Below are 26,255 nucleotides of genomic sequence, written 5' to 3'. Positions count from 1 at the left end.
ATCCTCTCTTTTTAAGAATAGTCAAATATCTGAGATCTTCCAGACTTTATACGAAATCCCCTCATCGTACACATCACTTCCATCGATCCTCTTTATGAGCCCGACAACACGAATAGTAACCGGCAATATTACCACTTCATACATCGACTTCAGAATAATCTGTATACACATCATCAGCAACAATTCCTGCCACGCAATGATACCACCGAAAGCTACAGGAAAGAAAATCAGTGAATCGGCCGTCTCACCTACCACAGTGGACAAGATGGCCCGTAACGAAAAATGACGCCCTCCACTGGCCAGTTTCATTTTACTCATCACATAAGCATTAAGAAAAGAACCGACCAAAAATGCAGCCAAACTGGCTACAACGATACGTGGCGCCATGCCAAAAACGAAATTAAAATGCTCCTCACCTTCCCAAAAAGGCGCCGCCGGCAAAGCTACAGCAGCCAAGCCCAACATCACTACAAAAAAATTCATGGCAAAACCACTCCAGATGATCAATCGCGCCTTACGGAATCCCCACACCTCAGCGATGCAGTCGTTAATGATATAAGAAACGGGAAACACAAGCAATCCGGCTGTCACCGTAATGCCACACACCTGAATGACTTTAGTTTCAAGAAGATTGGCTGCAATAAGGCAGACATTGAAAAGAATGCCAAGCAGCATAAAAGGAACAGATACTTTTTGCTTCATAACTCCTGTTTTTTACGTGGTTGTCCTAGAATACACGACCGCTATTCACGGCATCATACTTATTTGTTTTCGGCCTGCAAAGGTAGAAGTTATTTTTGGGATTACCAAGAGACGAACTGTTAATCCCTACAATATACACTTTGAGCACTTTGCAGTGCCAATACGTTCCAACCGACATAAAACTGTCTTCGGGACCAGCACTACAAAATGCTCAAATGCACATTATATAACAAAGAAAAGGAATATGCTATCAAAAGCAATAGTTCAGACTTACTCCAAACACCTTATTCGTACGGCTATATACATCCTTATCTCCATCTACAGGCAACCCCAATGCCTCTAACGAACTTCTGCGAGGAGCTTCCTTCGTATAGTCACTATAAGTTGTCCAGAAATAAGCTACATCCAGACTTAATGCCTGGCTCAGATAGATACGCCCTCCAAAGCCTATTGAGTAAGAATCACAAGAAAAACTGGTATCCGACTGAAAATCATCACTCAATCCATAATTCGTATTCTGATATCCACCACTAAGTGTCAGATACTTGGTTGCATCCCATTCTATTCCTGCCAAATACTCATGAGTTCCATGCTTCAATGTCTTCTCCTTGCCTCCAGCCATACCAGCATGTTTATCATCGAAGAAATGATATTCGAGCGAAGCACGTAAAGAAGGCAGAATCTCGTATCCGGCTGCTACCGACAACATAGACGGTACATCACTCGGTGTGTTTACTCCATCCTTAAAAGGTGCCATATAAGATTCGGCAGCAGAAGGATATTCCAGACGATTGGTCTTATTCTCTATATTCATATTAGCCTTAAACTCATATTTGGCAGCTACATTCAACTTCCCGTATTTAACGTCAACTCCGACAATCGGTGTCAACCCCCAACCCGACTGATCACAATCGAGCTCTATACCCGACTCCGAAAGTTTCTCCATCATTGGAGCCGAAATCTCAGCAGCCTGTGCCATTGCCTGCTCCAACGTAAGGCCAGCCCCCATCAACTTGCTCACAATAGCAGCTCCAACTTCTTCGGCTACCCCATCGTTCAGACCAACTTTCAGGAAACCACTATAACCACCAGAGAAATAATTCATACGAGCACCTGCAAAGACCGATATATGTTCGTTTACCTTATAACTAAGTCCTAACTGAGCGCCATAAATATACTGGCGGCCTTCCATAGCCGAATTAATAAAATATTTGTCCGGACTCATCCGATATCCAAAGTTCTGCTGTAAGGCCTGTGTTTCTTTTGTCACCATTCCGATGGCTGCGGCATCAAACATCGGCAATCCATGATCAAAAGACGCCTTTCCACCACCACCAACAATGGCAAAACCTCCTGAAAAGGCCCAATCGCCTTTTTTATAAACAGCATGTATGGAAGGGATGACCGGAGCCGAAGCTTTTCCCTCATAATAACGCGACGTATTATTTCCATCCATTGTCCAAAATGGGCTGACAGCCATAATGTCACGCGTCTGATACGCACTTTGTATGGTAAGCGATACCCGAAAACCATCTTCAGGCAGAAAAGCCAGTCCGGCTGGATTGCTATACACACCATCAACATCGATCGAAGCACCACGGGCTATCATACGAAGAAACGCGGCATTCTGATTTGTATTAGTCAGATAATCTCCCGCGAAAGTTGAATTAGAAACGATCAGCATCGCAATGCCAATCAAGATTTTTTTCACCATCTAAATTATTTTTAATCATTTCAGGCCGCAAAGGTATAACAAAAATGCACACCAACAAACACAGTGTGCAAAAATATACAGGAAAGCACATATCAGAAGAGCATATATTTGCAAAAAACAATTGTTTCTTATGAAACGAAACAAAGAAAAAAATTCATCCCGATCCCAGCATTGTTAACCTGCCTGCCGCATAGTCGGATTCTATTTGACATAAAATAACAACACAATCTTCAAAGTTATCCGACGTTTTTCGTAATATTGCTGCTAAATTCATTTATCCATGAAACTTGATTATATCTATCATAGTGGATTCGCCATCGAAGCAGACGATGTCACAGTCATTATAGACTATTACCAAGACTCATCTGAAGACAACTTCGAAAAGGGGATTGTACATGACTACCTGCTTCATAAAACAGGGAGAATGTATGTGTTGGCTTCCCATTTTCATCCAGACCATTTCAACCGTGACATATTGTCCTGGAAGAAACTGCGTCCAGACATCCGATACATATTCTCAAAGGATATACTGAAGCACAAACGTGCTACGGCCGACGAAGCAACTTATCTCCTCAAAGGCAGTATTTACGAAGACGATCATATCCGTATCGAAGCCTGTGGATCAACCGATTCGGGCGTTTCCTTTCTGATAGACTTGCAAGACAGACGTATTTTCCATGCCGGCGACCTGAATAACTGGCACCGGGGTGATGAATCTACCCCACAAGACATGCGAAAAGCTGATGGTGATTTCCTAGCCGAAATAAAATACATACAGCAAAGAATATCTGCCATAGACATCGCCATGTTTCCCATGGACAGCCGCATCGGTACCGACTACATGCGTGGAGCCAGACAGTTCATTGAGCGGATAAAGACCGCGGCTTTTGCTCCCATGCATTTCGGCGAAGACTACAGAGGCGGCAACGCCTTCCAACCTTTTGCCGAAGCCCAAGGATGCAGGTTTCTCGGCATCACGCACCGAGGAGAAAGTTTCGAACTATCATGAATTTTAAAACAAAAAACATATAACACTTATGAAAAAACTAACAAGAATTTTATTTATCGTAGCCTGCCTCTGTCTGCCAATAGCATTGCAGGCACAAAAGAAAGACGACAGCCGTTACCTGACAGGTGCCGTTCCCGAAGAGAATGGAAAAGTAGTGTTCAGCAAAACATTCAGCATCCCCGGCATGTCGCAGGATGCTGTTTTCGACCGTATCCTGCAATGGATGGATGCCCGCCTGAAAAAGAACGAGAATAACAGCCGTGTAGTGTATACTAAAAAAGAAGAAGGACAGATTGTCGGGCTAGGAGAAGAATGGATTGTCTTCAAGTCGAGTGCCCTATCACTGGACCGTACAAAAATAATATATACACTCACAGCCTTGTGCCAGCCCGAAGAATGTACCCTTCGTATAGAAAGAATCCGGTTCGAGTACCGCGAAGGTGAAGACAAAGAAAAATATGATGCGGAAGAATGGATTTCCGACAAATACGCCCTGAACAAATCGAAGACCAAACTAGTACGCGGACTGGCCAAATGGCGTAGAAAAACTGTTGACTTCACCGACACCCTTTTCGGAGAAGCAGCCAACGCACTGAGTGCTACTACAGCGCAAAGTAATGCAAAAGGCAACGGAAATACTGAAGGAAATGCAAATACGACCGGCAATACCGTTATCACCCCCAAACAGGAAGTTACCGTCAAAAGCAGTAATGCAACTGCTGTTGCTGCAACACCGGCAACCTCAGCCAGTTCGTATAAAGACGTAACACCCAGTCAGTTGCCAACTGACCTCATCCAGATGGGAGCAGGCAAACTGGTTATTGCTATCGGTACCGACAGCTTCAACATGACTACCATGACCGCCAACGCAGGAGGCTCATTGGGCAAGATGTCCGGAAAACCTGTTGTATTCACCATGCTATCACCCGACCAGCCTTACGAGCAACTGGAGAAAGCCGAAAACTACACCGTACGTTTCTATCCCAACGGGCAGAACGAACCCAGCGTCATACTGGAGTGCAAGAAACTTCCCTCACAGGAACCCCTCGAAGGACAGCCTCGCACATTTATCGGCGAAATTGTAAAAGCATCGGTCAAATAACCGGTCCGTACCGGCACAGCGTCCATGCGGCATAGCTGCGCTTTGCCGCGATGCAATCATTCCTCCAACAGCAGTCAGATGCTGACAGATAAGGCTTCGACAGGCAAGAATCGTTTCAACTACCCTTGCCTGTCGAAACTTTTTTGTTTCATCATGCAGAAACCAATCCTGCAAATACGTATATTTGCAGCCAGAAACAATAATAACATTTCGTATATGAGTATCGAAGAAGCCATGATGGGCGGCATCATTTTCAAAGGCAAGAAAGACAAGCCCAAAGAAGAGAACAAAATCAAAACCAAAGCCAAGAAGAAAACCTACATCACAGGCCTGCACGGTTCCGGAGCTGCCAAGATGAAGGCAGAAATCCGTCGCAAACGTGCCAACAGACATAAAAGCAAATAACTCCATGCTGAACACCTGCTTACTATCACCCGAGAAAGACCCGATGGGGGCAGCGATAGCCGACTACGCCCGCTCGGGCAAAGCCGCCCGCCTGCGTGTGTTTTCATCGCAATTCGATGAAGACGAAATCCCCGTGAAAGAATTGTTTCGCAGCGAGGCCTCCATGCCCCACCTGGAACAGACGGCCCTGAAGCTGGCCACAGGACGGATACTGGACGTAGGCGCCGGAAGCGGTTGCCACAGCCTTGCCCTGCAAAAAGCCGGAAAAGATGTGCACGCCATCGACATCTCTCCCCTGTCCGTCGAAGTAATGAAGCAAAGGGGCGTATGCCATGCCACACAGACCAACCTCTTCAGCGAACAGTTCTGTGGGGCATACGATACCGTCCTGATGTTGATGAACGGATCGGGTATTGTGGGCAAACTTGAAAACATGCCGCTATTCTTCCGTAAGATGAAGCAGCTGCTTGCACCCGGCGGATGTATCTACATGGATTCGAGCGACCTGAAATACCTGTTCGAAGAAGAAGACGGCAGTTTCCTTATCGACCTGGCCGACAGCTACTACGGTGAAGTAGACTTTCAGATGCAGTACAAAAATGTAAAAGGAGACGTTTTCGACTGGCTGTACATCGACTTCCAGACCCTCTCCTACTATGCCGCGGAAAACGGATTCAAGGCCGAGCTAATAGAAGAAGGAAAACATTACGAATACCTGGCCCACCTCAGCCAAGTCTGACCCGTGCGAGACGGCAGGTTTATTCGGACAGCATCTCTTCGATTTTACGTACCAAGGCTGCAAACTCTTCCGGATTGTACAAGCGGGTCAACATCACAATACGACCCGTCTTGTCGATCAGCACATTGCGGGTGATGCCCGACTGGCGCAGGGCGTAGCGGGCAAAGATATCCGCACCCGGATCCAAGCCCAGCGGATAGGTCACCCCTGTAGACTTGGCAAAAGCCTTCACTTTCTCCAGCGGTTCGTCACGGTCGATGCCGAACAGGGCAAAATCATCATCTACCCGGTGTTTCTGCCAGATATCCTTTTCGATAAAAGGCATCTCCTTGCGGCATACTCCGCACCAGCTTGCCGTAAACTGCAGCATGACCACCTTGCCACGAAGTTCGGACAGGGTTACTGTTTTCCCGTCGGTCAACTGCATGCTGAAATCCGGGGCCATATCCCCTACCTTGACAATGTAGCCCGTACTGTCGGCTACTACCTTCTCCTGTGCCATCAATGCGCTGCACACGAGCAATAAAGACGCTATCAGAATATTTACTCTTGTTTTCATGCCTACAAATATAGTAAATAGGAATGTCTTGCACAACTAACAGGGAAAGGAAAAGGCATAAAAAAACAGAAGCACATCGTTGCATGTGCTTCTGTTCTGAGGTACCTGGCAGATTCGAACTGCCGTACACGGTTTTGCAGACCGCTGACTAAGCCACTCATCCAAGGTACCGTTTTGTTTCGGCGAAACTCTCTTGTTTCTCGATTGCGGTTGCAAAGGTAATGCATTTTTTCTAATTACCAACTATCCGCAGCATTTTTTCTTCGATATTTTTTGGTTTTTACCGCAAGCCGAACGCTTCTCATCGTATAATCTCTTTATGTCACAGCCCGTTACACAGTTTGCGCACGGATTGTTTTTTTCATTCATCCGGCGAAAAAACATACGAATCCGTCGGCCTATCCAGTACAGACAGCACAAAAGTAGCAGTGCTACTACCCATTCTTGCCAATGGCTCATAACAACAGTCCTCCCACCTGATGAACAACAAAGGCTACAATCCAGGCAAGCACTGTGGTGTATACTGCCGTAAACAGTCCCCACTTCCAGCTTCCCGACTCTCCCTTAATGGCCGCCAGTGTGGCTATACAGGGGAAGTATATCAGGACGAAGACCATATAACAGAAGGCTACCAGCGGGGTGATCGGTATGCGTTCGCCCAGACTGGCGGCGTCGGCCTCGGCATCGTCCGTGTAGAGTATACCCAAGGTACTTACGACCAACTCCTTCGCTCCTACGCCGGAAAGTATACCTACTCCCAACTTCCAGTCGAATCCCAGCGGCTCAATGACCGGTTCTATTGCTTTTCCTATCATGCCGATGTACGAGTTTTCCTGCTGTTCGGCTACCGTGCTGTACGAATCGTGGCTGGGATAATACCCCAATGCCCAGATGACAATCGACGCTACCATGATGATGCCTCCCATCTTGCGCAAATACTGGGCACCTTTCTCCCACGTATGGCGGAAGATGGACTTCGAAGTAGGAAGGCGGTAAGGAGGCAGCTCCATGACGAACGGAGTATCGTCGCCCTTGACCAGGAATCGGCTGAAGAGGCGCGCCATCAGCACGGCCAGCAGGATGCCGATGGCATAGATGGCCAGCATGACCAGACTGGCGTTGTGGGGGAAGAAGGCTCCTACCAGTACCAGATAGATAGGCAGACGGGCACTGCACGACATCAGCGGAGTGATGAGCATGGTGATAAGACGGCTCTTGCGGTTCTCAATGGTGCGCGATGCCATGATGGCCGGCACGTTACAGCCAAAGCCCATGATGAGCGGTATGAACGACTTCCCGTGCAACCCCATCTTGTGCATGATCTTGTCCATGATGAATGCCGCACGCGCCATGTAGCCCGAGTCTTCCATCAGCGAAATGAAAAAATACAGTATCAGGATGTTGGGCAGGAAGACAATCACACCGCCCACACCGCCTATTATTCCGTCGACCAGCATGTCCTTCAGTGGTCCTTCGGCCATGTTGTTGCGTATCAGACCACCTAACGCGTCGACCAGCCATTCGATGCCTTGCATCGGATATTCACCCAGTACGAACGTTGCCTGAAACATGATGTAAAGGAACAGGAAGAAAATTGGATATCCCCAGATGCGGTGGGTGACGATGGAGTCGATAACGCGGGTGGTGCGTTCGCGGTCCATGTGGTTATCGACGTACGTCTCCTTCAGGGCACCCGATATGAATCCGTACTTCGCATCCGTGATAGCCTGCTCACTGTCTTCACCGATGGAGTTGCGCAGGCGTTGCTCTTCTTTGTCGCGCACATTCAGTATGTCCTGTCCGTTGGGCAGGTCGGCCACCATCTTCTCCAGTTCCTTGTCGTTCTCCAGCAGCTTGATGGCCAGAAAACGGGTCGAATACTTGTGGCGGATATTTTCGTTGACGCTGATGATGCGCTTCACCTCGTCGATGCTGCGCTCCAGTTCGGGACCGTGGTTGATGTGGATGTGGCGGAAGAAGCCGTTGGGATGTTCGTGTTCTTCCTTGTGGCTGCCATAGTCATGGTCGGGCACGTATTCCTTGTGCCAGTTTCGCAGGTCGTTCAGGATGTCGGGCCGTATTTTTCCGTCTTTGCCCAGAAAGTCTCCTCCTTCGTACATGCCGATGATGACATGGAACAAGGTGTCGACCCCCTTGCTGGTACGGCATACGGTGGGCACCATCGGCACACCGATCAGTTCGCTCAGCTTCAGGTAGTCGAGGGTATTTCCGCTGGCTTCCAGCTCGTCGAACATGTTGAGCGCAATGACCATGCGCACGTTCATGTCTATCAGCTGGGTGGTAAGATAGAGGTTACGCTCCAGATTCGAAGCATCGACCACATTGATGATGATGTCGGGCGTTTCGTCGATGATGTGGCGGCGTACGTATATCTCTTCGGGAGAGTAAGCCGAAAGGGAGTACGTGCCCGGCAAGTCGACGATGCGGAAGTGGTAACCCTGGAAGTCGAAATAGCCTTCCTTGGCATCGACCGTAACGCCGCTATAGTTGCCCACATGCTCGTGCGAACCGGATGCGATGTTGAACAAGGACGTCTTGCCGCAGTTCGGATTGCCGACCAGGGCCACGTTGATGGTACGGCGTTTACCCAGCGCGATGCGCTTCATCTCTTCGTCACTCAGGTGGATGTCTTCGCTGACACCCTTATGATAGTCCAGCCCGACGGACTGTTCCCTGGCTTCCTGTTCGCTGACTACCTCAATCATTTCGGCTTCCTGCCGGCGCAACGAGATTTCGTATCCCAGCACCCGGTATTTGATAGGGTCTCTCAGCGGAGCATTCAGAACTACCTCCACGGTCTTGCCTTTGATGAAGCCCATTTCCACAATCCGCTTGCGGAAACCACCGTGGCCTAACACTTTCACTATCACACCTTTCTCACCGGTCTTCAGTTCGGATAAACGCATAACTTCTATATTTCGTCTTAATTATACCACATTTTCCGCCCACAAAGATAGTTCATTCAGCGGTAGCCTACAAATAATTTAGAATGTTTTTAAATAACCGCCACTTTTCGGCCAGCAGTTACCATCGTGACAGTTGCATCCGGCAAGCATATATCTTTACAAGCAATATGGAGAAAAGTACCTTTGTATGCCGAGTGTACCTAAGTATACGACTGAGATACCCTAAGTATACGACAGAGATAGCCTAAGTATACGACCGAGGCACCCTAAGTATACGACTGTGACAGACCAGTGCTGAAGGATTAGCAGAGACCAGATACACGACTGATACACAGCATTTTGCACACCGACCACCATAAAAGTAATAAATATAAACTAACAGAGCGATACGAAAAGCAAAATTCTATCGTATATTTGCTGCATGATAACAGGAAAAGTAAAGCAATACATTGAGAAGGAACAGCTTTTCGCCCCGCACGAGAAGCTGCTTGTAGCCTTGAGTGGCGGTGCCGACTCCGTGGCGCTGCTGAGAGTGCTGCTGCAACTGGGCTATTCGTGCGAGGCCGCACACTGCAACTTCCACTTGCGCGGAGCCGAATCGGACCGCGACGAGAACTTTGTACGCCAGTTGTGCCTCCGGCTGCAAGTGCCGCTGCACGTCACCCACTTCGACACCACGCAGGTTGCCGCCCAGCGGCATATCTCCATCGAAATGGCTGCCCGCGAACTGCGCTACGAATGGTTCGAACAGACACGCCTTGCCTGCGGAGCCGACCTCATCGCCGTGGCCCATCATGGCGACGACAGCGTAGAAACCTTTCTGCTGAACCTGATACGTGGCACCGGCATCAACGGACTGCGAGGCATACGCGCCCGGAACGGCCGCATCGTACGTCCTCTGCTCTGCCTGTCGCGGACGGACATCACCGACTACCTGCACGGCATCGGCCAGGACTACGCCACCGACAGCACCAACCTGCACGACGAATATACGCGCAACAAAATACGCCTGAACATCCTGCCACTGCTACAGCAAATCAATCCCTCGGTGAAAGAAAGTATCCTGCAAACCGCCCGCCACCTGGACGACACCTATTATATATATAAGAAAGGTATAGACGAAGGACGGCAGCGCGTGTACGACGGCAGCCAAATCAGCATCCCTCTGCTGCTACAGGAACCTTCGCCCGCCACACTGCTGTTCGAGCTGCTGGCTCCGCTGGGCTTTAACCACGCACAAATCGACGACATCTTTGCTTCGCTCACAGGACAGTCGGGAAAAGTATTCATCGCTTCCGAATGGAAAGTCGTGAAGGACCGCGAATACCTGCTCATCGAGAACCGGCAACACACGGCCCGTCCACCCCAGTTGCAAACCGAAGAACAGGATTACTACCCCGGTTTCCCCATCCCCCGCGACAAGAATACCGCTTGCTTCGATGCCGGGAAGATACAACATCCGCTTGACCTGCGCCTATGGAGGCAGGGAGACACGTTTGTCCCCTTCGGCATGAAAGGGAAAAAGAAGGTAAGCGATTATCTGACCGACCGCAAGTTCTCCCTCGTGCAGAAAGAACAGCAGTGGGTGCTGTGTTGTGGCAACAACATCATCTGGCTGGTAGGCGAACGGACAGACAACCGCTACCGGGTAGACGAACATACCCGGAAAATACTGATCATAAAACTGCTTACAAGATAATCCGGTTTTCCTTTTCGCGCTGGAAACAGGTGGAAAGCATCTCGGCAAACGGCGTATCGTAACTGCGGGCCTTTTGCGGACATCCTTTCACGCAGGCACAACAGCGGATGCACTTATCGGCCAGCGTATGACACTCGTCACCCTTCACTATGGCACCGGCGGGACAATGCTTCGCGCAGTAGCCACAGTGGTTGCAACGCTCCGCATCCACCTCGGGCGTACGCGGCATGGGCATCCCGCTCTTGCGCAGCTTCACAACCTTACGCACAAAGCGCAACAGGGGGAAGAACGGCTGGCGCGGCCGCAAAATCTTCGTCACGTCCACCGGATACAAATGTTCCATATCGGCCGCCGAAGCAATCTTCGTCTGCAACTTCATGCCGAACTGTTCGGCATACTCTACATCAGCCGCGTCCGGACGCCCCGCCGCAATGGGGTATTGCTCATTGCTGTACGAATGTTCACCAATAAACGTGCCGCCCGCAATCACCTTGAATCCGCGCGCCGACACAAAAGCGTCAAGTTCTTGCAAAGCCTTTTCGTATGCACGGTTTCCGTACACAACCACAACCACTGCCGGAGCCCCTTCGTCCGAACGTATGTCCTTCATACGCTCCAGTGCCAGCGGAGCCACATGGCCTCCGTACACCGGCACCGCAAACACGGCAAGCGCCTGACGCGGAACCGTCAACGATTTCTCCGTCTCCAGCGTCACGTCTGCCACAGCCACACGCTCGATACCCGTTCCTCTGACAATCGCTTCGGCCACCCGTCTGGATGTGCCTGTAGGCGAAAAAGTTATCTGATAAACGTCCTTTATATCCATTTGCAAAATAATTTATAGGTTGAAAAACAGTAAGGCAAAGGTAAAGTTTTAAAATTAAAAAAACACAATCCGCTTACAAAACCAAAAATAATTATTATCTTTGTGCCGTTGAAAGATGCGGAAATATCCTGTTGCGGCAGGAAATGCCTGTCTGATTTCCGATTCAATATAACATATCCCAATTAAATCATAAAAATATAAAGTACATTGCCGACGTTGCCCCAACAAACAGAGCAGCTTAGCGACTGTAATCTTTCAAAACTAGAATTTTAACCAATCACACATATACTATATGTATAACATTATTCAATTAAACGACAAAAGTCTGTCGGAACTACAAGCTATTGCCAAAGAATTAGGTATTAAAAAAACAGATTCGCTCAAGAAAGAAGATCTGGTTTACAAAATACTTGATGAGCAAGCCATTGCCGGTGCTACCAAAAAAGTAGCAGCAGACAAGCTGAAAGAAGAGCGTAAAGTAGAAAAACAAAAACGCCCACGCTCCAACAAGAAGGAAAATAGCGAGAAAGCGCCCGCAACCAATAAAAACGAAGAAACAGCCAATAAAGAAAACACTAAAAAGGCCAACAAAGCTGAAAAAGCCCCAAGCGAAGTAAGCATCCAAGTTGCCACCACCACAACAGCCCCGAAAGCTGACGAAGAAACAACCGAACCGGCAGCAAGCACCGAAAACGCAGAAACATCCACCGCTGCCAAACGACGCGGACGGCCACGCAAAGCCAAATCGGAAACCACTGCCGACAAAGAGACAACAGTCGCACCGGCTGACGAACTGGAAATGAAGCCTGAAACGCAGCAACCTGAAGCAGAAAGCATCAAAGAAAAAAATGCCGTACAGGACGAAAGCCCCATCATAGCCGAAGCCAACGACGACTTTATCCCCATAGAAGACCTTCCTACAGATAAATTCGAGCTCCCGTCCGAGTTGATCGGAAAGTTCGAGGCTACCAAAGCCGAACCTCCTGTACCTGCTGCCGAACCGGTGCAGACGCCTCAGCCTCAGCAACAGCGTCCCCGCATCCGTCAGCGCGACAACAACCGTAACAACAATAATAACAACAACAATAATAACAACAATCAGCGCCAGGCACAACAACGTCCTGCACAACAGCAAAATACAAACGAAAACGCTGCTGCACAGGAACGCAAACAGCCCGAACGCGAGAAAGCATACGAATTCGACGACATCCTGACCGGTACCGGCGTACTGGAAATTATGCAAGACGGATACGGATTCCTGCGCTCGTCCGATTACAACTACCTGTCATCGCCCGACGACATCTACGTATCACAATCCCAAATCAAGCTCTTCGGTCTGAAGACTGGTGATGTGGTCGACGGTGTTATCCGTCCTCCCAAGGAAGGTGAAAAATATTTCCCGCTGGTTAAGGTCTCTAAGATCAACGGACGCGACCCGGCGTTCATACGCGACCGCGTGCCGTTCGAACACCTTACCCCACTCTTCCCCGATGAAAAGTTCAAGTTGTGCAAAGGCGGTTACTCCGACTCTTTATCAGCCCGTGTAGTCGACCTCTTTGCTCCCATCGGAAAGGGTCAGCGTGCTCTTATCGTAGCACAGCCCAAGACGGGTAAGACCATCCTGATGAAAGACATTGCCAACGCCATCGCCGCCAACCATCCGGAAGTATACATGATCATGCTGCTCATCGACGAGCGCCCGGAAGAAGTAACCGACATGGCACGTACGGTCAATGCCGAGGTCATCGCTTCTACCTTCGACGAACCGGCCGAACGCCACGTCAAGATTGCCGGCATCGTATTGGAGAAAGCCAAACGACTGGTAGAATGCGGACACGATGTTGTCATCTTCCTCGATTCTATCACCCGACTGGCCCGCGCCTACAACACCGTATCACCGGCTTCTGGTAAAGTGCTTTCGGGAGGTGTCGACGCCAATGCATTGCACAAGCCTAAACGCTTCTTCGGTGCCGCACGTAACATCGAAGGCGGTGGTTCGCTTACTATCCTGGCCACAGCACTTATCGACACGGGGTCGAAGATGGACGAGGTAATCTTTGAAGAATTCAAAGGTACAGGTAACATGGAGTTGCAACTCGATCGCAACCTGTCCAACAAGCGTATCTTCCCGGCTGTCAACATCGTTGCTTCGAGCACTCGTCGCGACGACCTGCTTCAGGACAAGCAGACACTCGACCGCATGTGGATTCTACGCAAGTACTTGGCCGACATGACTCCGATAGAAGCCATGGACTTCGTAAAAGACCGTCTGGAGAAAACCAAAGACAACGACGAGTTCCTGATGAGTATGAACAGCTGATACAAAGACAGCCTATCGTCGAAATATTAACGAATACGTATAATCTGAAATTACACTGATATTATGTTCGATAATCTAAGTGAAAGACTCGAAAGATCATTCAAGATTCTGAAAGGTGAAGGCAAAATCACCGAAATCAACGTAGCCGAAACGCTGAAAGACGTCCGTAAAGCCTTGCTCGATGCCGACGTCAACTACAAAGTAGCCAAAAGTTTCACAGATACAGTCAAAGAGAAAGCACTGGGACAAAACGTACTGACAGCCGTAAAGCCCAGCCAGTTGATGGTAAAGATCGTGCATGACGAGCTGACCCGTCTGATGGGTGGCGAGACGTCTGAAATCAACCTCGACGGAAAGCCCGCTGTCATCCTGATGTCCGGTCTGCAAGGTTCCGGTAAGACTACCTTCTCCGGCAAACTGGCACGCATGCTGAAAAGCAAGAAAAACCGCAAGCCGCTGTTGGTAGCCTGTGACGTATACCGTCCGGCAGCTATCGAGCAGTTGCGCGTACTGGCCGAGCAGATCGGTGTACCTATGTACTCGGAACCCGACAGCAAGAATCCGGTAGCCATCGCACAAAACGCCATTCAGGAGGCTAAGGCTAAAGGTTACGACCTCGTCATTGTCGATACTGCCGGTCGTCTGGCTATCGACGAAGAGATGATGAACGAGATTGCAGCCATCAAGAAAGCCATTAACCCCAACGAAATCCTCTTCGTGGTTGATGCCATGACCGGTCAGGATGCTGTCAATACCGCCAAGGAATTCAACGAACGCCTCGACTTCAACGGTGTTGTTCTGACGAAACTCGATGGTGACACACGCGGTGGTGCCGCACTGTCTATCCGTTCGGTAGTCAACAAGCCTATCAAATTCATCGGTACGGGCGAGAAGCTCGAAGCCATCGACCAGTTCCACCCCGCCCGTATGGCCGACCGTATCCTCGGCATGGGTGATATCGTTTCGCTGGTAGAACGTGCACAGGAACAATACGATGAAGAAGAAGCCAAACGCCTGCAAAAGAAGATTCAGAAAAACCAGTTCGACTTCAACGATTTCATGAGTCAGATTCAGCAAATCAAGAAGATGGGTAATCTGAAGGACTTGGTTTCCATGATCCCGGGTGTAGGCAAAGCCATCAAAGACATCGACATCGACGATAACGCCTTCAAGAGCATCGAAGCCATCATCAACTCCATGACTCCGAAGGAACGTACCAACCCCGAAATCCTGAACGGTTCACGCCGCCAGCGCATTGCCAAAGGTAGCGGTACCAACATCCAGGAAGTAAATCGTCTGCTGAAGCAGTTCGACCAGACCCGTAAGATGATGAAGATGGTGACCGGCAGCAAGATGGGTAAAATGATGATGCCGAAACTGAAGAAATAAAATACAGGAATCATTCCATAGAAATTCGGAAGAGGGAGGAAATTCAATGATTTTCTCCCTCTTTTATTATGGCATCTGAAGATTTAGCGTTACCTTTGAGCGGAAAACTTAGCTGCATAGGCAAAATCAGACAATAATAAAATAAAAAACACTATGACATTAATCGACGGAAAAGCAATTTCAGAACAGGTAAAACAAGAGATTGCCGCCGAAGTGGCGGAAATTGTGGCTCGCGGAGGCAAGCGTCCTCATTTGGCAGCCATCCTTGTCGGACACGACGGAGGTAGCGAAACCTACGTTGCCAACAAAGTAAAAGCATGCGAAGTATGTGGATTCAAATCGACGTTGATCCGCTACGAAGCCGATGTGACCGAAGAAGAGTTACTGGCCAAGGTACGCGAACTGAACGAAGATGACGATGTAGACGGATTCATTGTACAGCTCCCTTTGCCCAAACACATCTCCGAGCAGAAAGTAATCGAAACCATCGACTACCGTAAGGATGTAGACGGCTTCCACCCCATCAATGTGGGACGTATGTCCATCGGATTACCTTGCTACGTATCGGCTACCCCCAACGGCATTCTCGAACTGCTGAAAAGATACAATATCGAAACCTCCGGTAAGAAATGTGTTATCCTGGGCCGCAGCAACATTGTAGGAAAACCGATGGCTTCGCTTATGATGCAAAAGGCATATCCGGGCGATGCAACAGTTACCGTTTGTCATAGCCGCAGCAAGGATCTGGTGAAAGAATGCCAGGAAGCAGACATCATTATTGCTGCCATGGGACAACCCAACTTCGTGAAAGCCGAAATGGTAAAGGAAGGAGCTGTCATCATCGATGTAGGTACAACACGCGTACCCGATGCCAGCAGAAAATCCGGCTTCAAACTGACAGGCGATGTCAAGTTCGATGAAGTAGCTCCCAAATGTTCATTCATCACTCCTGTTCCCGGTGGTGTAGGCCCGATGACAATCGTCTCACTGATGAAGAATACACTGCTGGCCGGTAAAAAAGCTATTTATCAATAAGAACAAGGTTATGAAAACCTTGCTTGCAGTAGTTGCAATATTATACAGCGTAATTCTTTCCGCACAGGAAAGGATTACGCTGTTGTTTGTTGGTGACCTGATGCAACATCAGGCACAGATCGATGCCGCCCGTACTCCGCAAGGCACGTATGACTATTCCCCCTGCTTCTCACTGGTCAAAGAACAGATAGCCCAAGCCGACATAGCCATCGGCAACCTGGAAGTCACGTTAGGCGGACGGCCCTATAAAGGCTATCCGGCATTCAGTGCCCCCGATGAATATTTAAAAGCCATCAAAGACGCAGGATTCGACATATTGCTGACTGCAAACAACCATTGTCTGGACCGCAGAAAGCAAGGACTGGAACGTACACTGCTCATGCTCGACTCTCTGAACATCCCGCATGCCGGAACTTACCGCGACAGTGCAGATCGCAGGTCAAGCTATCCCCTGATTATCGAGAAAAAAGGATTCCGCATCGCCCTGCTTAATTATACCTACGGAACAAACGGTATTCCGACCACGACACCCAACATCGTCAACCGCATCGACAAAACCGTCATGCAGAACGATATCCGGCGGGCAAAAACATATCGTCCGGATGCCATCATCGCCTGCATGCACTGGGGCGAGGAATATCAACGTCTTCCCAACGACGAGCAACGCTCCCTCGCCAACTGGTTGCTACAGCAAGGAGTAACCCACATCATTGGCTCGCATCCACACGTCGTACAGCCTATGGAACTACGTACTAACGGAACGCAGCAACACGTCATCGCATATTCACTGGGAAATTTTATCTCAAATATGAGTGCCCCCAACACCGACGGAGGACTCATTTTCACATTAGAACTGGAAAAATACCCTTTGCGCTGCCACCCGATACCTCCGTCTTCATTTGAACTCTCTTCCAGGAAGCCGCACCCATCGCAGCTAACTCCCTACCCCTACTGTAAAGTGAAGAAATGTAGCTATAATCTGGTATGGACCATTCCGCCCAGATACAGCCACACAAAAAACTTTGTTCTACATCCTGTAGGGCTTCCAGCAGACTTATTGCCAGAAGAAGCGCGTAAACGACTGAAAATCTTTGTAGATAACACCCGCAGCTTGCTTCAGAAACACAACATCGGAATCGGTGAAAACAAAAAATAATAGTAAAACACTAATTTTTTTTCATCCATTTCTTTGCAGATTCAAAGATAATCCATATCTTTGCACCGCATTTAAGAAATGCACTAACATGGTGGCTGTAGTTCAGTTGGTTAGAGCGTCAGATTGTGGTTCTGAATGTCGTGGGTTCGAGTCCCATCTGCCACCCCCGCTAAAGAGGAAATTCAGCAATGATTTTCCTCTTTTTTTATGTTATAGTCACCCACTATCGGTCCGACACCGACTAATGCTGCAATGGATATGAAAATACTCTGGATAGACTTGAACAGCTCGTATGCCCATTCTTCGTTGGCACTCCCGGCGCTCCACGCACAAATCGCCTCCAATCAGAACATCGAATGGATAAAAGTATCGGCTACCATCAACGAGAATATCGGCATGATTGTCGACAACATCTATCGCTACCATCCAGATATTTTAGCCGCAACTGCGTGGCTTTTCAATCATGAGCAACTTTTGCACATCTGCACCCGCCTAAAAGCACTTCTCCCGCAAAGCTGCCTGATATTGGGTGGTCCGGAATTTCTGGGCGATAACGAAGCTTACCTCCGTAATCATCCATTTGTCAATTGCGTTTTTAGGGGAGAAGGCGAAGAAGCCTTTCCACAATGGCTATCATGCTGGAACCAGCCAGAACAGTGGACACACATTCCCGGCCTTTGCTACATTGATCCGCAACAACAATACAAAGACAACGGAATAGCCCGTGTACAAAACTTCCAGGCACTTGTGCCTCCTGAAGAAAGTTATTTCTTCAACTGGGACAAACCGTTTGTACAGCTCGAAACGACTCGCGGATGTTTTAATACCTGTGCCTTTTGCGTCAGCGGTGGAGAAAAGCCTGTGCGCACACTCCCTATCGAACAAATCAGAGAGCGCTTACAGCTCATTCATCAACATGGCATCCGTAATGTCCGTGTTCTCGACCGCACCTTCAACTACAATACACGCCGGGCCAAAGAACTGCTACAACTCTTCCTGGAATTCTCCCCCGACATTCGTTTTCATCTCGAAATACACCCTGCCCTGCTTTCCGAGGGACTGAAAGAAGAACTTAAGCAGCTTCCCCAAGGGTTGCTGCATCTTGAAGCCGGCATACAAAGCCTGCATGCCCCCGTCCTGGAACGCAGCAGAAGAATGGGTAAACTGGAAGATGCCCTTGAAGGATTGAAATTTCTATGTTCATTACCCAACATGGAAACCCATGCCGACCTCATTGCCGGCCTGCCGCTGTATCATCTGGCTGAAATATTCGAAGATATCCGTACGTTGGCAGAATATCAGGCCGGAGAAATTCAGCTGGAGTCACTAAAGTTGCTGCCAGGAACAGAGATGAGAAGACGCGCTTCCGAACTGGGGATATGCTACTCTCCATACCCTCCCTACGAAGTGCTACAAACCAATGAAATAAGCTGCAACGAATTGCAAACAGCACGCCGCCTCTCCCGGTTGCTGGACGGTTTCTACAATGTGCCTGCCTGGCAAGCACTAACCAGAACCTTTATCCTGACTGACCGGTATTTTCTGAACAACTTCCTGACGTACCTCACAGAGAAGAATTTCATCGACCAGCCTATGAGTTTAGAAAAGAGAGGCCTGATACTCTACGAATATTGCAAGCTCAACTACCCGCAATATCTGACGGATGCCAGCATTGCATGGATTGAAGCCGGCATGTCGCTGAAAAAACTTCCAGCAGAAAGAGTTCGTACCAAAAGACAAATACCCCCCACGGACTGGAAAGTAATCTATGGACAATACAAGCCCACCCTACGGCTCTGCTTCCTTCCTGTTGACGAGACACTGGAACACGGACACTGGTTCGGCTTTGAGTCGGAAATACAAATGAGCAAACCGGTCTTCAGGGCATATAGCTAAAAGGTCAGAAGTGTTCGGCAAACTGCATGAACACTTGTGCCAGCCCTCCTTCTTGTCCCTGCAGCCCCACAAAGTTGAGTGCACGCATCATTGGCATATCTTTAATCTCTATCACACGAAATATGCCGGCTGCCAGCTCTTTGCTTATGGAACGGACAGAAACAATTCCCATACAATCGGAATTTTCAAGAAAAAGCTTAATGCTTTCCGTACTGCCCAGATACATCAGCACTTGCAAGGACGAAAGCTTGATATCATGCTGCAGCAAAGCCCTTTCTATGACGTCCAATGTTCCCGATCCCCGTTCACGAAGCACCAACGGAATGTTTATCCTAAATTCCGCAGCATTTTAGTTTAACTTATTTTATAAGTACCTGAGCAACAAAAAGTTGCTCAGGATTTTGCCATGTCAGATTTTTCACCTATCTTAGTGTTGCAAATCAAAATATGTATCAAACCCGACAGACATGGCAAAGGTAGCAATAAAATCTGAGAAACTCTCTCCTTTTGGAGGAATTTTTTCAATAATGGAGCAATTTGACTCCAATCTCTCATCTGTAATCGACTCAACCCTCGGTATGAGATGTAGGCTGTATGGTTATCAATACAGCGAAATCATCCGTTCGCTTATGAGCGTTTATTTCTGTGGCGGCTCATGCATAGAGGATGTCACCACTCATCTGATGTATCACCTCTCGCTTCATCCGACACTTCGCACATGCAGTGCCGACACGATTCTCAGAGCCATAAAGGAACTGACCCAGGATAACATTTCCTACACATCCGACACTGGCAAGACCTACGACTTAAACACGGCAGACATGCTGAATACACTGCTCCTCAATTGCCTATTGTCCACAGGGCAGCTGAAAGATGGCGAGGGGTATGACGTTGACTTCGACCACCAGTTCATAGAGGCTGAGAAGTTTGATGCGAAACCCACATACAAGAAGTTTCTCGGATACCGTCCTGGCGTGGCGGTTATTGGCGACTTGATTGTCGGCATTGAGAACAGCGACGGCAACACAAATGTCCGTTTCCACCAGAAGGACACGCTGAAGAGGTTCTTTGAAAGGTTTGAAAAGAACAAGCTTATGATCAACCGTTTCAGAGCTGATTGCGGCTCGTGTTCTGAAGAGATAGTGGAAGAGATTGCTAAACACTGCAAGACCTTCTATATCCGTGCCAACCGATGCAGTTCGCTCTACAATGACATCTTTGCCCTCAGAGGTTGGAAGAAAGTGGAATTGGGCGGCATTGAGTTTGAGCTGGCCTCCATTCTCATCGAGAAATGGAAAGGGAAGGCATACCGTCTTGTGATTCAAAGACAGAAGCGGATAGACGGCGAACTCGACCTGTGGGAAGGAGAATACACCTACCGCTGCATCCTTACAAATGACTACGAGTCTTCCGAGAAAGAGATTGTCGAATTCTATAACCTCCGTGGAGGGAAGGAACGCATCTTCGATGACATGAATAACGGATTCGGCTGGAACAGGCTTCCAAAATCCTTCATGGGAGAAAACACGGTGTTTCTTCTGCTTACGGCACTCATACGCAACTTCTATAAATTCATCATGGCGAGGCTTGACGTGAAGAGGTTCGGACTCAAAGCAACAAGCCGCATCAAGGCGTTTGTCTTCAAGTTCATCTCTGTGCCAGCCAAATGGGTCAGGACATCAAGGCAGTATGTGCTGAATATCTATTCATGCAACAACGCTTATGCTGATGTGTTCCAGAATGACTTTGGATGACACCGACAACTTATGGTCGTGATTTTGCGTATTGCCTCAAGTCGCATGGTGGGGTAAGGGGATTTAATGCGTCTTTGTGGCGATTTTTGCTGCGTTGCACCCTCTTTTGCCACAGTGTCGCTACCTTTTTGACCTCTGTGTCATCTTATGAGGGCGGTTGCGGATTTGAGGTTTATCAAATCTTTGGGAGTTATCTCATCGGGCAACGACAAACGGCTACGGGTATGAACTACCGCCACAAGTTCGTCTTCCAGAAAAGAGGTATATTTCAGGTTAGGCAAGCGAAACACACCTTCCACTAATCCCAAATCGATACGATGCTCCTGCAACGCCGTTTCCACCTCACGCGAATTGCCGCTCAGAAGCGAAAGACTGATGTGAGGAAACTTGGCAATAAAACTGGCCAGTAACGGTGGAAGTACATACTGCGCAATGGTACTGCTGGCCCCCAGACGAAGCTCTCCCCGATACTCATTGTGCAATAAATGCATTTCATATTCCAGGCGTTTGTATTCATCCAGAATCCGTTCGCAATGCTTCAACAGCAACCGTCCCGACTGAGTCAGCGAAATCTTACTGCCCTGACGGTCGAACAGACGTGTCTGATAAGCCGTCTCAAGCTCCTGAATATGCTTGGTAATGGCAGGCTGACTGATAAACAGTTCCTGAGAAGCCTTGGTAAAGCTAAGATTATTAGCTACCGACTGGAAGACCTTTAACCGGAAATCACTCATTTCACAGTTCCTCCGGTTTGATTCCCAACGCTCCTGCCAAAGAGAAAGAAACAAAATCCCACTTATAATTCACAGGACTGACAGGTTGCTCCATAGTGAAAAGTATCGGTTTAGAGCAAGCCTCTTCATCGTTCTCATTAAAATATTTATGAAGCAGTTCATCCACCCGGCCACCAAAAGCACGCAAATAAGGCACTAAGACCAGGCGTTTCACCTCGGCTGAATCAAGCGCCAACGACATCAGGTCAACAAACAAGCTTCCACAGTCCGTAATACCTTCCGGATTGACACACGAAAACGATAGTTCGCCCAAAGGAATCCGGCAAGCCATTCCCTCCAAAGCAGACAAGCCAGAAGGTTCACAACATTTCAAATTCTTATTCGGTTCATCATACACCAGAATCACCTGAATATCATTCCCCTCTGTACGAATCCCGGCATCCAGTGCAAGCAGGTTCAGCCAACCGGGCAAATCAAGAAGTGGCAATGTCCTATCCAATTCTCCCTCCATCCACGTTCTGATTCCTGCCACTACCTCGTTCAAGAAGGCTGCATCCAGCAGAATCACATTCTCTGCAAATTTCACCTTATTATTGTTTTCCATCATTTCGTATGTTTACATCAATACCTTAAATATGCTACAAATATAAATAATATACTTGACTCATGCAGCATTCTTCCTGCCGAATATCCGATGCCAGCTCGCCATTTGCACGCTCAGCTTCAATACCTCGCCCAACAACAGAATTGCTCTATATCAAGCAAAACACGACGACAATGCAGTAATTATGCCAAGTTGACATTGGATTTAATAATAAATCATGACATTTTGTCCGAAACAAGACATTGGCAAAACTTTTGCCTCATATGGGGTGTAAAACAACTGATGAAAAAAAGAAAGGAGATTAAAATATGAACTTTAACAACTTTACCATCAAAGCGCAAGAAGCCGTTCAAGAGGCCGTAAACCTGGTACAACGCCGGGGGCAACAGGCCATCGAACCGGTACACCTGCTGCAGGGAGTGATGAAGGTAGGCGAAAACGTTACCAACTTCATCTTCCAGAAGTTGGGCATGAACGCACAACAGCTGGCAATCGTGCTCGACAAACAGATAGAGTCATTGCCTAAAGTATCGGGTGGCGAACCTTATCTGAGCCGTGAAGCCAACGAAGTATTGCAAAAGGCTATGGACTACTCCAAGGAAATGAATGACGAATTTGTTTCGCTTGAACCCATCCTGTTGGCTTTGCTTACAGTGAAGAGTACAGCCTCCAGCATCCTGAAGGATGCCGGTATGACTGAAAAAGAACTGCGTACCGCCATCAACGAATTGCGACAAGGTTCAAAGGTCACTTCACAATCGAGCGAAGACACTTATCAATCGCTGGAGAAATACGCCATCAACCTGAATGAGGCTGCACGAAGCGGAAAGCTCGACCCTGTCATCGGACGTGACGAAGAAATTCGTCGTGTACTTCAGATTCTGAGCCGACGTACCAAAAACAACCCTATCCTGATAGGTGAACCGGGTACCGGTAAGACTGCTATCGTGGAAGGACTTGCCCACCGTATCCTGCGTGGCGATGTGCCCGAAAACCTGAAGAACAAGCAGGTATATTCGCTGGATATGGGTGCCTTGGTAGCCGGTGCCAAATACAAAGGTGAGTTTGAGGAACGTTTAAAAGCCGTTATCAACGAAGTGAAAAAGTCGGAAGGTAACATCATCCTTTTCATCGACGAAATCCACACACTGGTAGGTGCTGGCAAAGGCGAAGGGGCTATGGATGCTGCCAACATACTGAAGCCTGCACTGGCTCGTGGCGAATTGCGAAGCATCGGTGCTACAACCCTCGACGAATATCAGAAATATTTCGAGAAGGACAAGGCACTGGAACGTCGATTCCAAACCGTCATGGTCAACGAACCGGATACGCTGAGCACCATCTCTATTCTGCGTGGACTGAAAGAACGTTACGAAAACCATCACCACGTACGTATCAAAGACGATGCCATCATTGCCGCAGTCGAGTTGAGTAACCGATACATTACCGACCGTTTTCTGCCCGATAAGGCCATCGACCTGATGGATGAAGCAGCAGCCAAACTGCGTATGGAAGTAGACTCCGTACCTGAAGAGCTGGATGAAATTTCGCGTAAAATAAAGCAATTGGAAATCGAGCGCGAAGCCATCAAGCGCGAGGACGACAAAGCCAAACTGGAACAAATCGGTAAGGAACTGGCCGAACTCAAAGAACAGGAAAGCTCGTACAAAGCCAAATGGCAAAGCGAAAAGACGCTGGTAAACAAGATTCAGCAGAACAAGGTCGAAATCGAAAACCTGAAATTCGAAGCCGAAAAAGCTGAACGCGAGGGCGATTACGGCAAAGTAGCCGAAATCCGTTACGGCAAGCTTCAGGCATTGAACAAGGAAATAGAAGAGACCCAGCAGAAACTGCATGCCATGCAAGGCGATAAGGCCATGATCAAAGAAGAGGTAGATGCCGAAGACATAGCCGACGTTGTATCGCGCTGGACAGGAATACCTGTCAGCAAGATGCTGCAAAGCGAAAAGGAAAAACTCCTCCATCTGGAAGAAGAACTCCACAAGCGTGTCATCGGTCAGGATGAAGCCATCGAAGCCGTTGCCGACGCTGTTCGCCGTAGTCGTGCCGGGTTGCAAGATCCCAAACGGCCTATCGGTTCGTTCCTCTTCCTGGGTACGACTGGTGTAGGTAAAACCGAATTGGCAAAGGCACTGGCAGAATTTCTGTTCGACGACGAAACGATGATGACCCGTATCGACATGAGCGAGTATCAGGAGAAACACAGCGTCTCCCGTCTGGTCGGAGCGCCTCCCGGATACGTCGGATACGATGAAGGTGGTCAGCTGACCGAAGCCGTAAGGCGTAAACCTTATTCGGTAGTATTGTTCGATGAAATCGAGAAAGCACATCCGGACGTATTCAACATCTTGCTGCAAGTACTCGACGATGGACGTCTGACCGATAACAAAGGACGTACGGTGAACTTCAAGAACACCATCATCATCATGACGTCCAACATGGGAAGTTCGTACATTCAAAGCCAGATGGAAAAGCTGAATGGCAGCAACAAGGAACAGATTGTAGAAGAAACCAAGCGCGAAGTGATGAACATGCTGAAGAAATCGATACGGCCGGAATTCCTTAACCGTATAGACGAAACCATCATGTTCCTGCCGCTGACCGAGCCTCAGATCAAGCAAATCGTAACACTGCAAATCAACAGTGTACGTAGAATGCTCGAAGGCAACGGAGTGGAATTACAGCTCACCGACACCGCCATCAACTTCCTGGCAAATGCCGGATATGATCCTGAATTTGGTGCCCGTCCTGTAAAACGTGCTATCCAGCACTACCTGCTCAACGACTTGTCTAAGAAGTTGCTGGCACAGGAAGTAGACCGCAGCCGTCCTATTATCGTAGACGTAAACGCCACAGGCGACGGTCTTCTGTTCCGGAACTAAAGCATACAAAAAAAGACTTAGCTGAACATGCAGTCGGCTAAGTCCTCACATAAAAAGCAGATCTTCACAACTTATTTGTGCAGACCTGCTTTTTTTATGCTGATACGGAAGCTCATTTTTTTGTCCAGTTAGGAAAAAAATTTTTCCCAGTTAGAGAGAAATATTTTCCTAACTGGGAAAAATATGGCACATAAGTATTATCTTTACCTCGTGTAACGAAAAGCCAAAAACTATGACGAAAGAAGAATTAATGAGAAAAGCCATAGAGCTATCTGTTGAAAACGTAGAAAATGGTGGAGGTCCTTTTGGCGCAGTCATCGCCAAAGACGGACAGATTGTAGCTACTGGAGTCAATCGTGTGACTTCCAACTGCGACCCTACAGCCCACGCCGAGGTAAGCGCCATACGTGCCGCTTGCGAGAAACTCGGAACATTCGACCTGAGCGGATACGAAATCTATACCTCCTGCGAACCCTGCCCCATGTGCCTGGGTGCCATCTACTGGGCACATTTGGATAAAATGTATTACGGAAACAACAAGACAGATGCCAAGAATATCGGTTTCGATGACTCCTTCATCTACGATGAACTGGAATTACCTAAAGACCGACGCAAATTGCCATCTGAAATAGTATTGCCCGAAGAGGCCATCAAAGCCTTCGATATGTGGATGAAAAAAGAAGATAAGGTGGAATATTAAGGAAATAAACACTATTGATAACAAAAAAAAATGAGTGTATCAGAAACTCACGAACTGAACGTTCCACTTTCTGATACACTCA

Annotated in this window: 19 protein-coding genes, 2 tRNA genes and 2 pseudogenes; 14 read left to right on the top strand and 9 right to left on the bottom strand. The window is 48.3% G+C overall.

Annotated features, from left to right (window positions below; genetic code table 11):
• Window positions 1–21: 21 nt before the first annotated feature.
• Together BQ5591_RS09640 and BQ5591_RS09635 are read right to left on the bottom strand one after the other, a co-directional pair.
• Window positions 22–702, bottom strand: coding sequence for a queuosine precursor transporter (locus BQ5591_RS09640; RefSeq protein WP_071149139.1), 681 nt, complete (start codon window positions 700–702; stop codon window positions 22–24).
• 250 nt (window positions 703–952) lie between these two features.
• A complete protein-coding gene (locus BQ5591_RS09635; RefSeq protein ID WP_071149138.1) occupies window positions 953–2,416 on the bottom strand; it encodes an OmpP1/FadL family transporter in 1,464 nt (487 codons plus the stop codon).
• Window positions 2,417–2,696: 280 nt separating this feature from the next.
• On the opposite strand from BQ5591_RS09635, the gene BQ5591_RS09630 reads away from it, so the two are divergent.
• The 4 genes from BQ5591_RS09630 to BQ5591_RS09615 all read left to right on the top strand — a co-directional run bounded on the left by BQ5591_RS09630 (window position 2,697) and on the right by BQ5591_RS09615 (window position 5,671).
• A complete protein-coding gene (locus BQ5591_RS09630; RefSeq protein ID WP_071149137.1) occupies window positions 2,697–3,425 on the top strand; it encodes an MBL fold metallo-hydrolase in 729 nt (242 codons plus the stop codon).
• A gap of 28 nt (window positions 3,426–3,453) precedes the next feature.
• Entirely contained in the window at window positions 3,454–4,527 is a 1,074-nt protein-coding gene (locus tag BQ5591_RS09625) for a DUF4468 domain-containing protein (RefSeq protein WP_071149136.1), read from the top strand.
• Between the two features lie 216 nt (window positions 4,528–4,743).
• Entirely contained in the window at window positions 4,744–4,932 is a 189-nt protein-coding gene (locus BQ5591_RS09620) for a hypothetical protein (protein WP_022164271.1), read from the top strand.
• A 4-nt stretch (window positions 4,933–4,936) separates the two neighbouring features.
• Entirely contained in the window at window positions 4,937–5,671 is a 735-nt protein-coding gene (locus tag BQ5591_RS09615; protein WP_071149135.1) for a class I SAM-dependent methyltransferase, read from the top strand.
• A gap of 19 nt (window positions 5,672–5,690) precedes the next feature.
• Here BQ5591_RS09615 and BQ5591_RS09610 read toward each other — a convergent pair whose 3' ends face one another.
• The 3 genes from BQ5591_RS09610 to feoB all read right to left on the bottom strand — a co-directional run bounded on the left by BQ5591_RS09610 (window position 5,691) and on the right by feoB (window position 9,157).
• Window positions 5,691–6,230, bottom strand: a complete 540-nt coding sequence (locus tag BQ5591_RS09610; RefSeq protein WP_071149134.1) for a TlpA family protein disulfide reductase — start codon at window positions 6,228–6,230, stop codon at window positions 5,691–5,693.
• 99 nt (window positions 6,231–6,329) lie between these two features.
• Window positions 6,330–6,401: transfer RNA gene (locus BQ5591_RS09605), tRNA-Cys, on the bottom strand.
• A gap of 284 nt (window positions 6,402–6,685) precedes the next feature.
• The gene (gene feoB, locus BQ5591_RS09600) at window positions 6,686–9,157 is read right to left on the bottom strand and encodes a ferrous iron transport protein B (RefSeq protein WP_071149133.1); all 2,472 of its coding nucleotides are present in this window, start codon (window positions 9,155–9,157) and stop codon (window positions 6,686–6,688) included.
• A 421-nt stretch (window positions 9,158–9,578) separates the two neighbouring features.
• Here feoB and tilS point away from each other — a divergent pair, with 421 nt between their 5' ends.
• A complete protein-coding gene (gene tilS, locus BQ5591_RS09595) occupies window positions 9,579–10,856 on the top strand; it encodes a tRNA lysidine(34) synthetase TilS (protein WP_071149132.1) in 1,278 nt (425 codons plus the stop codon).
• Here the strand turns inward: tilS and BQ5591_RS09590 are convergent.
• Entirely contained in the window at window positions 10,846–11,682 is an 837-nt protein-coding gene (locus BQ5591_RS09590; protein ID WP_071149131.1) for a 4Fe-4S binding protein, read from the bottom strand. The genes tilS and BQ5591_RS09590 overlap by 11 nt on opposite strands.
• Window positions 11,683–11,974: 292 nt before the next feature.
• Here BQ5591_RS09590 and rho point away from each other — a divergent pair, with 292 nt between their 5' ends.
• The 6 genes from rho to BQ5591_RS09560 all read left to right on the top strand — a co-directional run bounded on the left by rho (window position 11,975) and on the right by BQ5591_RS09560 (window position 19,478).
• Complete coding sequence (gene rho / locus BQ5591_RS09585; RefSeq protein ID WP_071149130.1) at window positions 11,975–14,002, top strand: transcription termination factor Rho; 2,028 nt, start codon at window positions 11,975–11,977, stop codon at window positions 14,000–14,002.
• 63 nt (window positions 14,003–14,065) lie between these two features.
• Window positions 14,066–15,391, top strand: a complete 1,326-nt coding sequence (gene ffh, locus BQ5591_RS09580) for a signal recognition particle protein (RefSeq protein WP_071149129.1) — start codon at window positions 14,066–14,068, stop codon at window positions 15,389–15,391.
• 153 nt (window positions 15,392–15,544) lie between these two features.
• Window positions 15,545–16,426, top strand: a complete 882-nt coding sequence (gene folD / locus BQ5591_RS09575) for a bifunctional methylenetetrahydrofolate dehydrogenase/methenyltetrahydrofolate cyclohydrolase FolD (protein WP_071149128.1) — start codon at window positions 15,545–15,547, stop codon at window positions 16,424–16,426.
• A 10-nt stretch (window positions 16,427–16,436) separates the two neighbouring features.
• A complete protein-coding gene (locus BQ5591_RS09570; protein WP_071149127.1) occupies window positions 16,437–17,582 on the top strand; it encodes a CapA family protein in 1,146 nt (381 codons plus the stop codon).
• Between the two features lie 91 nt (window positions 17,583–17,673).
• Window positions 17,674–17,747: transfer RNA gene (locus tag BQ5591_RS09565), tRNA-His, on the top strand.
• Window positions 17,748–17,840: 93 nt separating this feature from the next.
• On the top strand, window positions 17,841–19,478 hold the full coding sequence (locus tag BQ5591_RS09560; protein WP_071149412.1) for a B12-binding domain-containing radical SAM protein: 1,638 nt from the start codon (window positions 17,841–17,843) through the stop codon (window positions 19,476–19,478).
• Between the two features lie 4 nt (window positions 19,479–19,482).
• On the opposite strand, the pseudogene BQ5591_RS09555 reads toward BQ5591_RS09560, so the two are convergent.
• Window positions 19,483–19,809 (bottom strand): annotated as a pseudogene (locus BQ5591_RS09555) (LysR substrate-binding domain-containing protein); the annotation flags it as partial.
• Between the two features lie 136 nt (window positions 19,810–19,945).
• Here BQ5591_RS09555 and BQ5591_RS09550 point away from each other — a divergent pair.
• Complete coding sequence (locus tag BQ5591_RS09550; RefSeq protein WP_071147970.1) at window positions 19,946–21,232, top strand: IS1380 family transposase; 1,287 nt, start codon at window positions 19,946–19,948, stop codon at window positions 21,230–21,232.
• 167 nt (window positions 21,233–21,399) lie between these two features.
• Here the strand turns inward: BQ5591_RS09550 and BQ5591_RS09545 are convergent.
• Together BQ5591_RS09545 and BQ5591_RS09540 are read right to left on the bottom strand one after the other, a co-directional pair.
• Window positions 21,400–21,966 (bottom strand): annotated as a pseudogene (locus BQ5591_RS09545) (LysR family transcriptional regulator); the annotation flags it as partial.
• Between the two features lies 1 nt (window position 21,967).
• Window positions 21,968–22,573, bottom strand: coding sequence for a DUF6621 family protein (locus BQ5591_RS09540; RefSeq protein WP_071149126.1), 606 nt, complete (start codon window positions 22,571–22,573; stop codon window positions 21,968–21,970).
• 305 nt (window positions 22,574–22,878) lie between these two features.
• Between BQ5591_RS09540 and clpB the strand changes: the two genes are divergently transcribed.
• Together clpB and BQ5591_RS09530 are read left to right on the top strand one after the other, a co-directional pair.
• Complete coding sequence (gene clpB, locus BQ5591_RS09535; RefSeq protein WP_071149125.1) at window positions 22,879–25,473, top strand: ATP-dependent chaperone ClpB; 2,595 nt, start codon at window positions 22,879–22,881, stop codon at window positions 25,471–25,473.
• 232 nt (window positions 25,474–25,705) lie between these two features.
• The gene (locus BQ5591_RS09530; protein ID WP_022164256.1) at window positions 25,706–26,173 is read left to right on the top strand and encodes a nucleoside deaminase; all 468 of its coding nucleotides are present in this window, start codon (window positions 25,706–25,708) and stop codon (window positions 26,171–26,173) included.
• Window positions 26,174–26,255 lie beyond the last annotated feature (82 nt).

It is taken from the genome of Bacteroides ndongoniae, from assembly GCF_900108345.1.
Classification (GTDB): Bacteria; Bacteroidota; Bacteroidia; order Bacteroidales; family Bacteroidaceae; genus Bacteroides; species Bacteroides ndongoniae.
The sequence above is the reverse complement of the archived record's forward strand: the minus strand, read 5'-3'. Positions and strand labels throughout refer to the sequence as shown.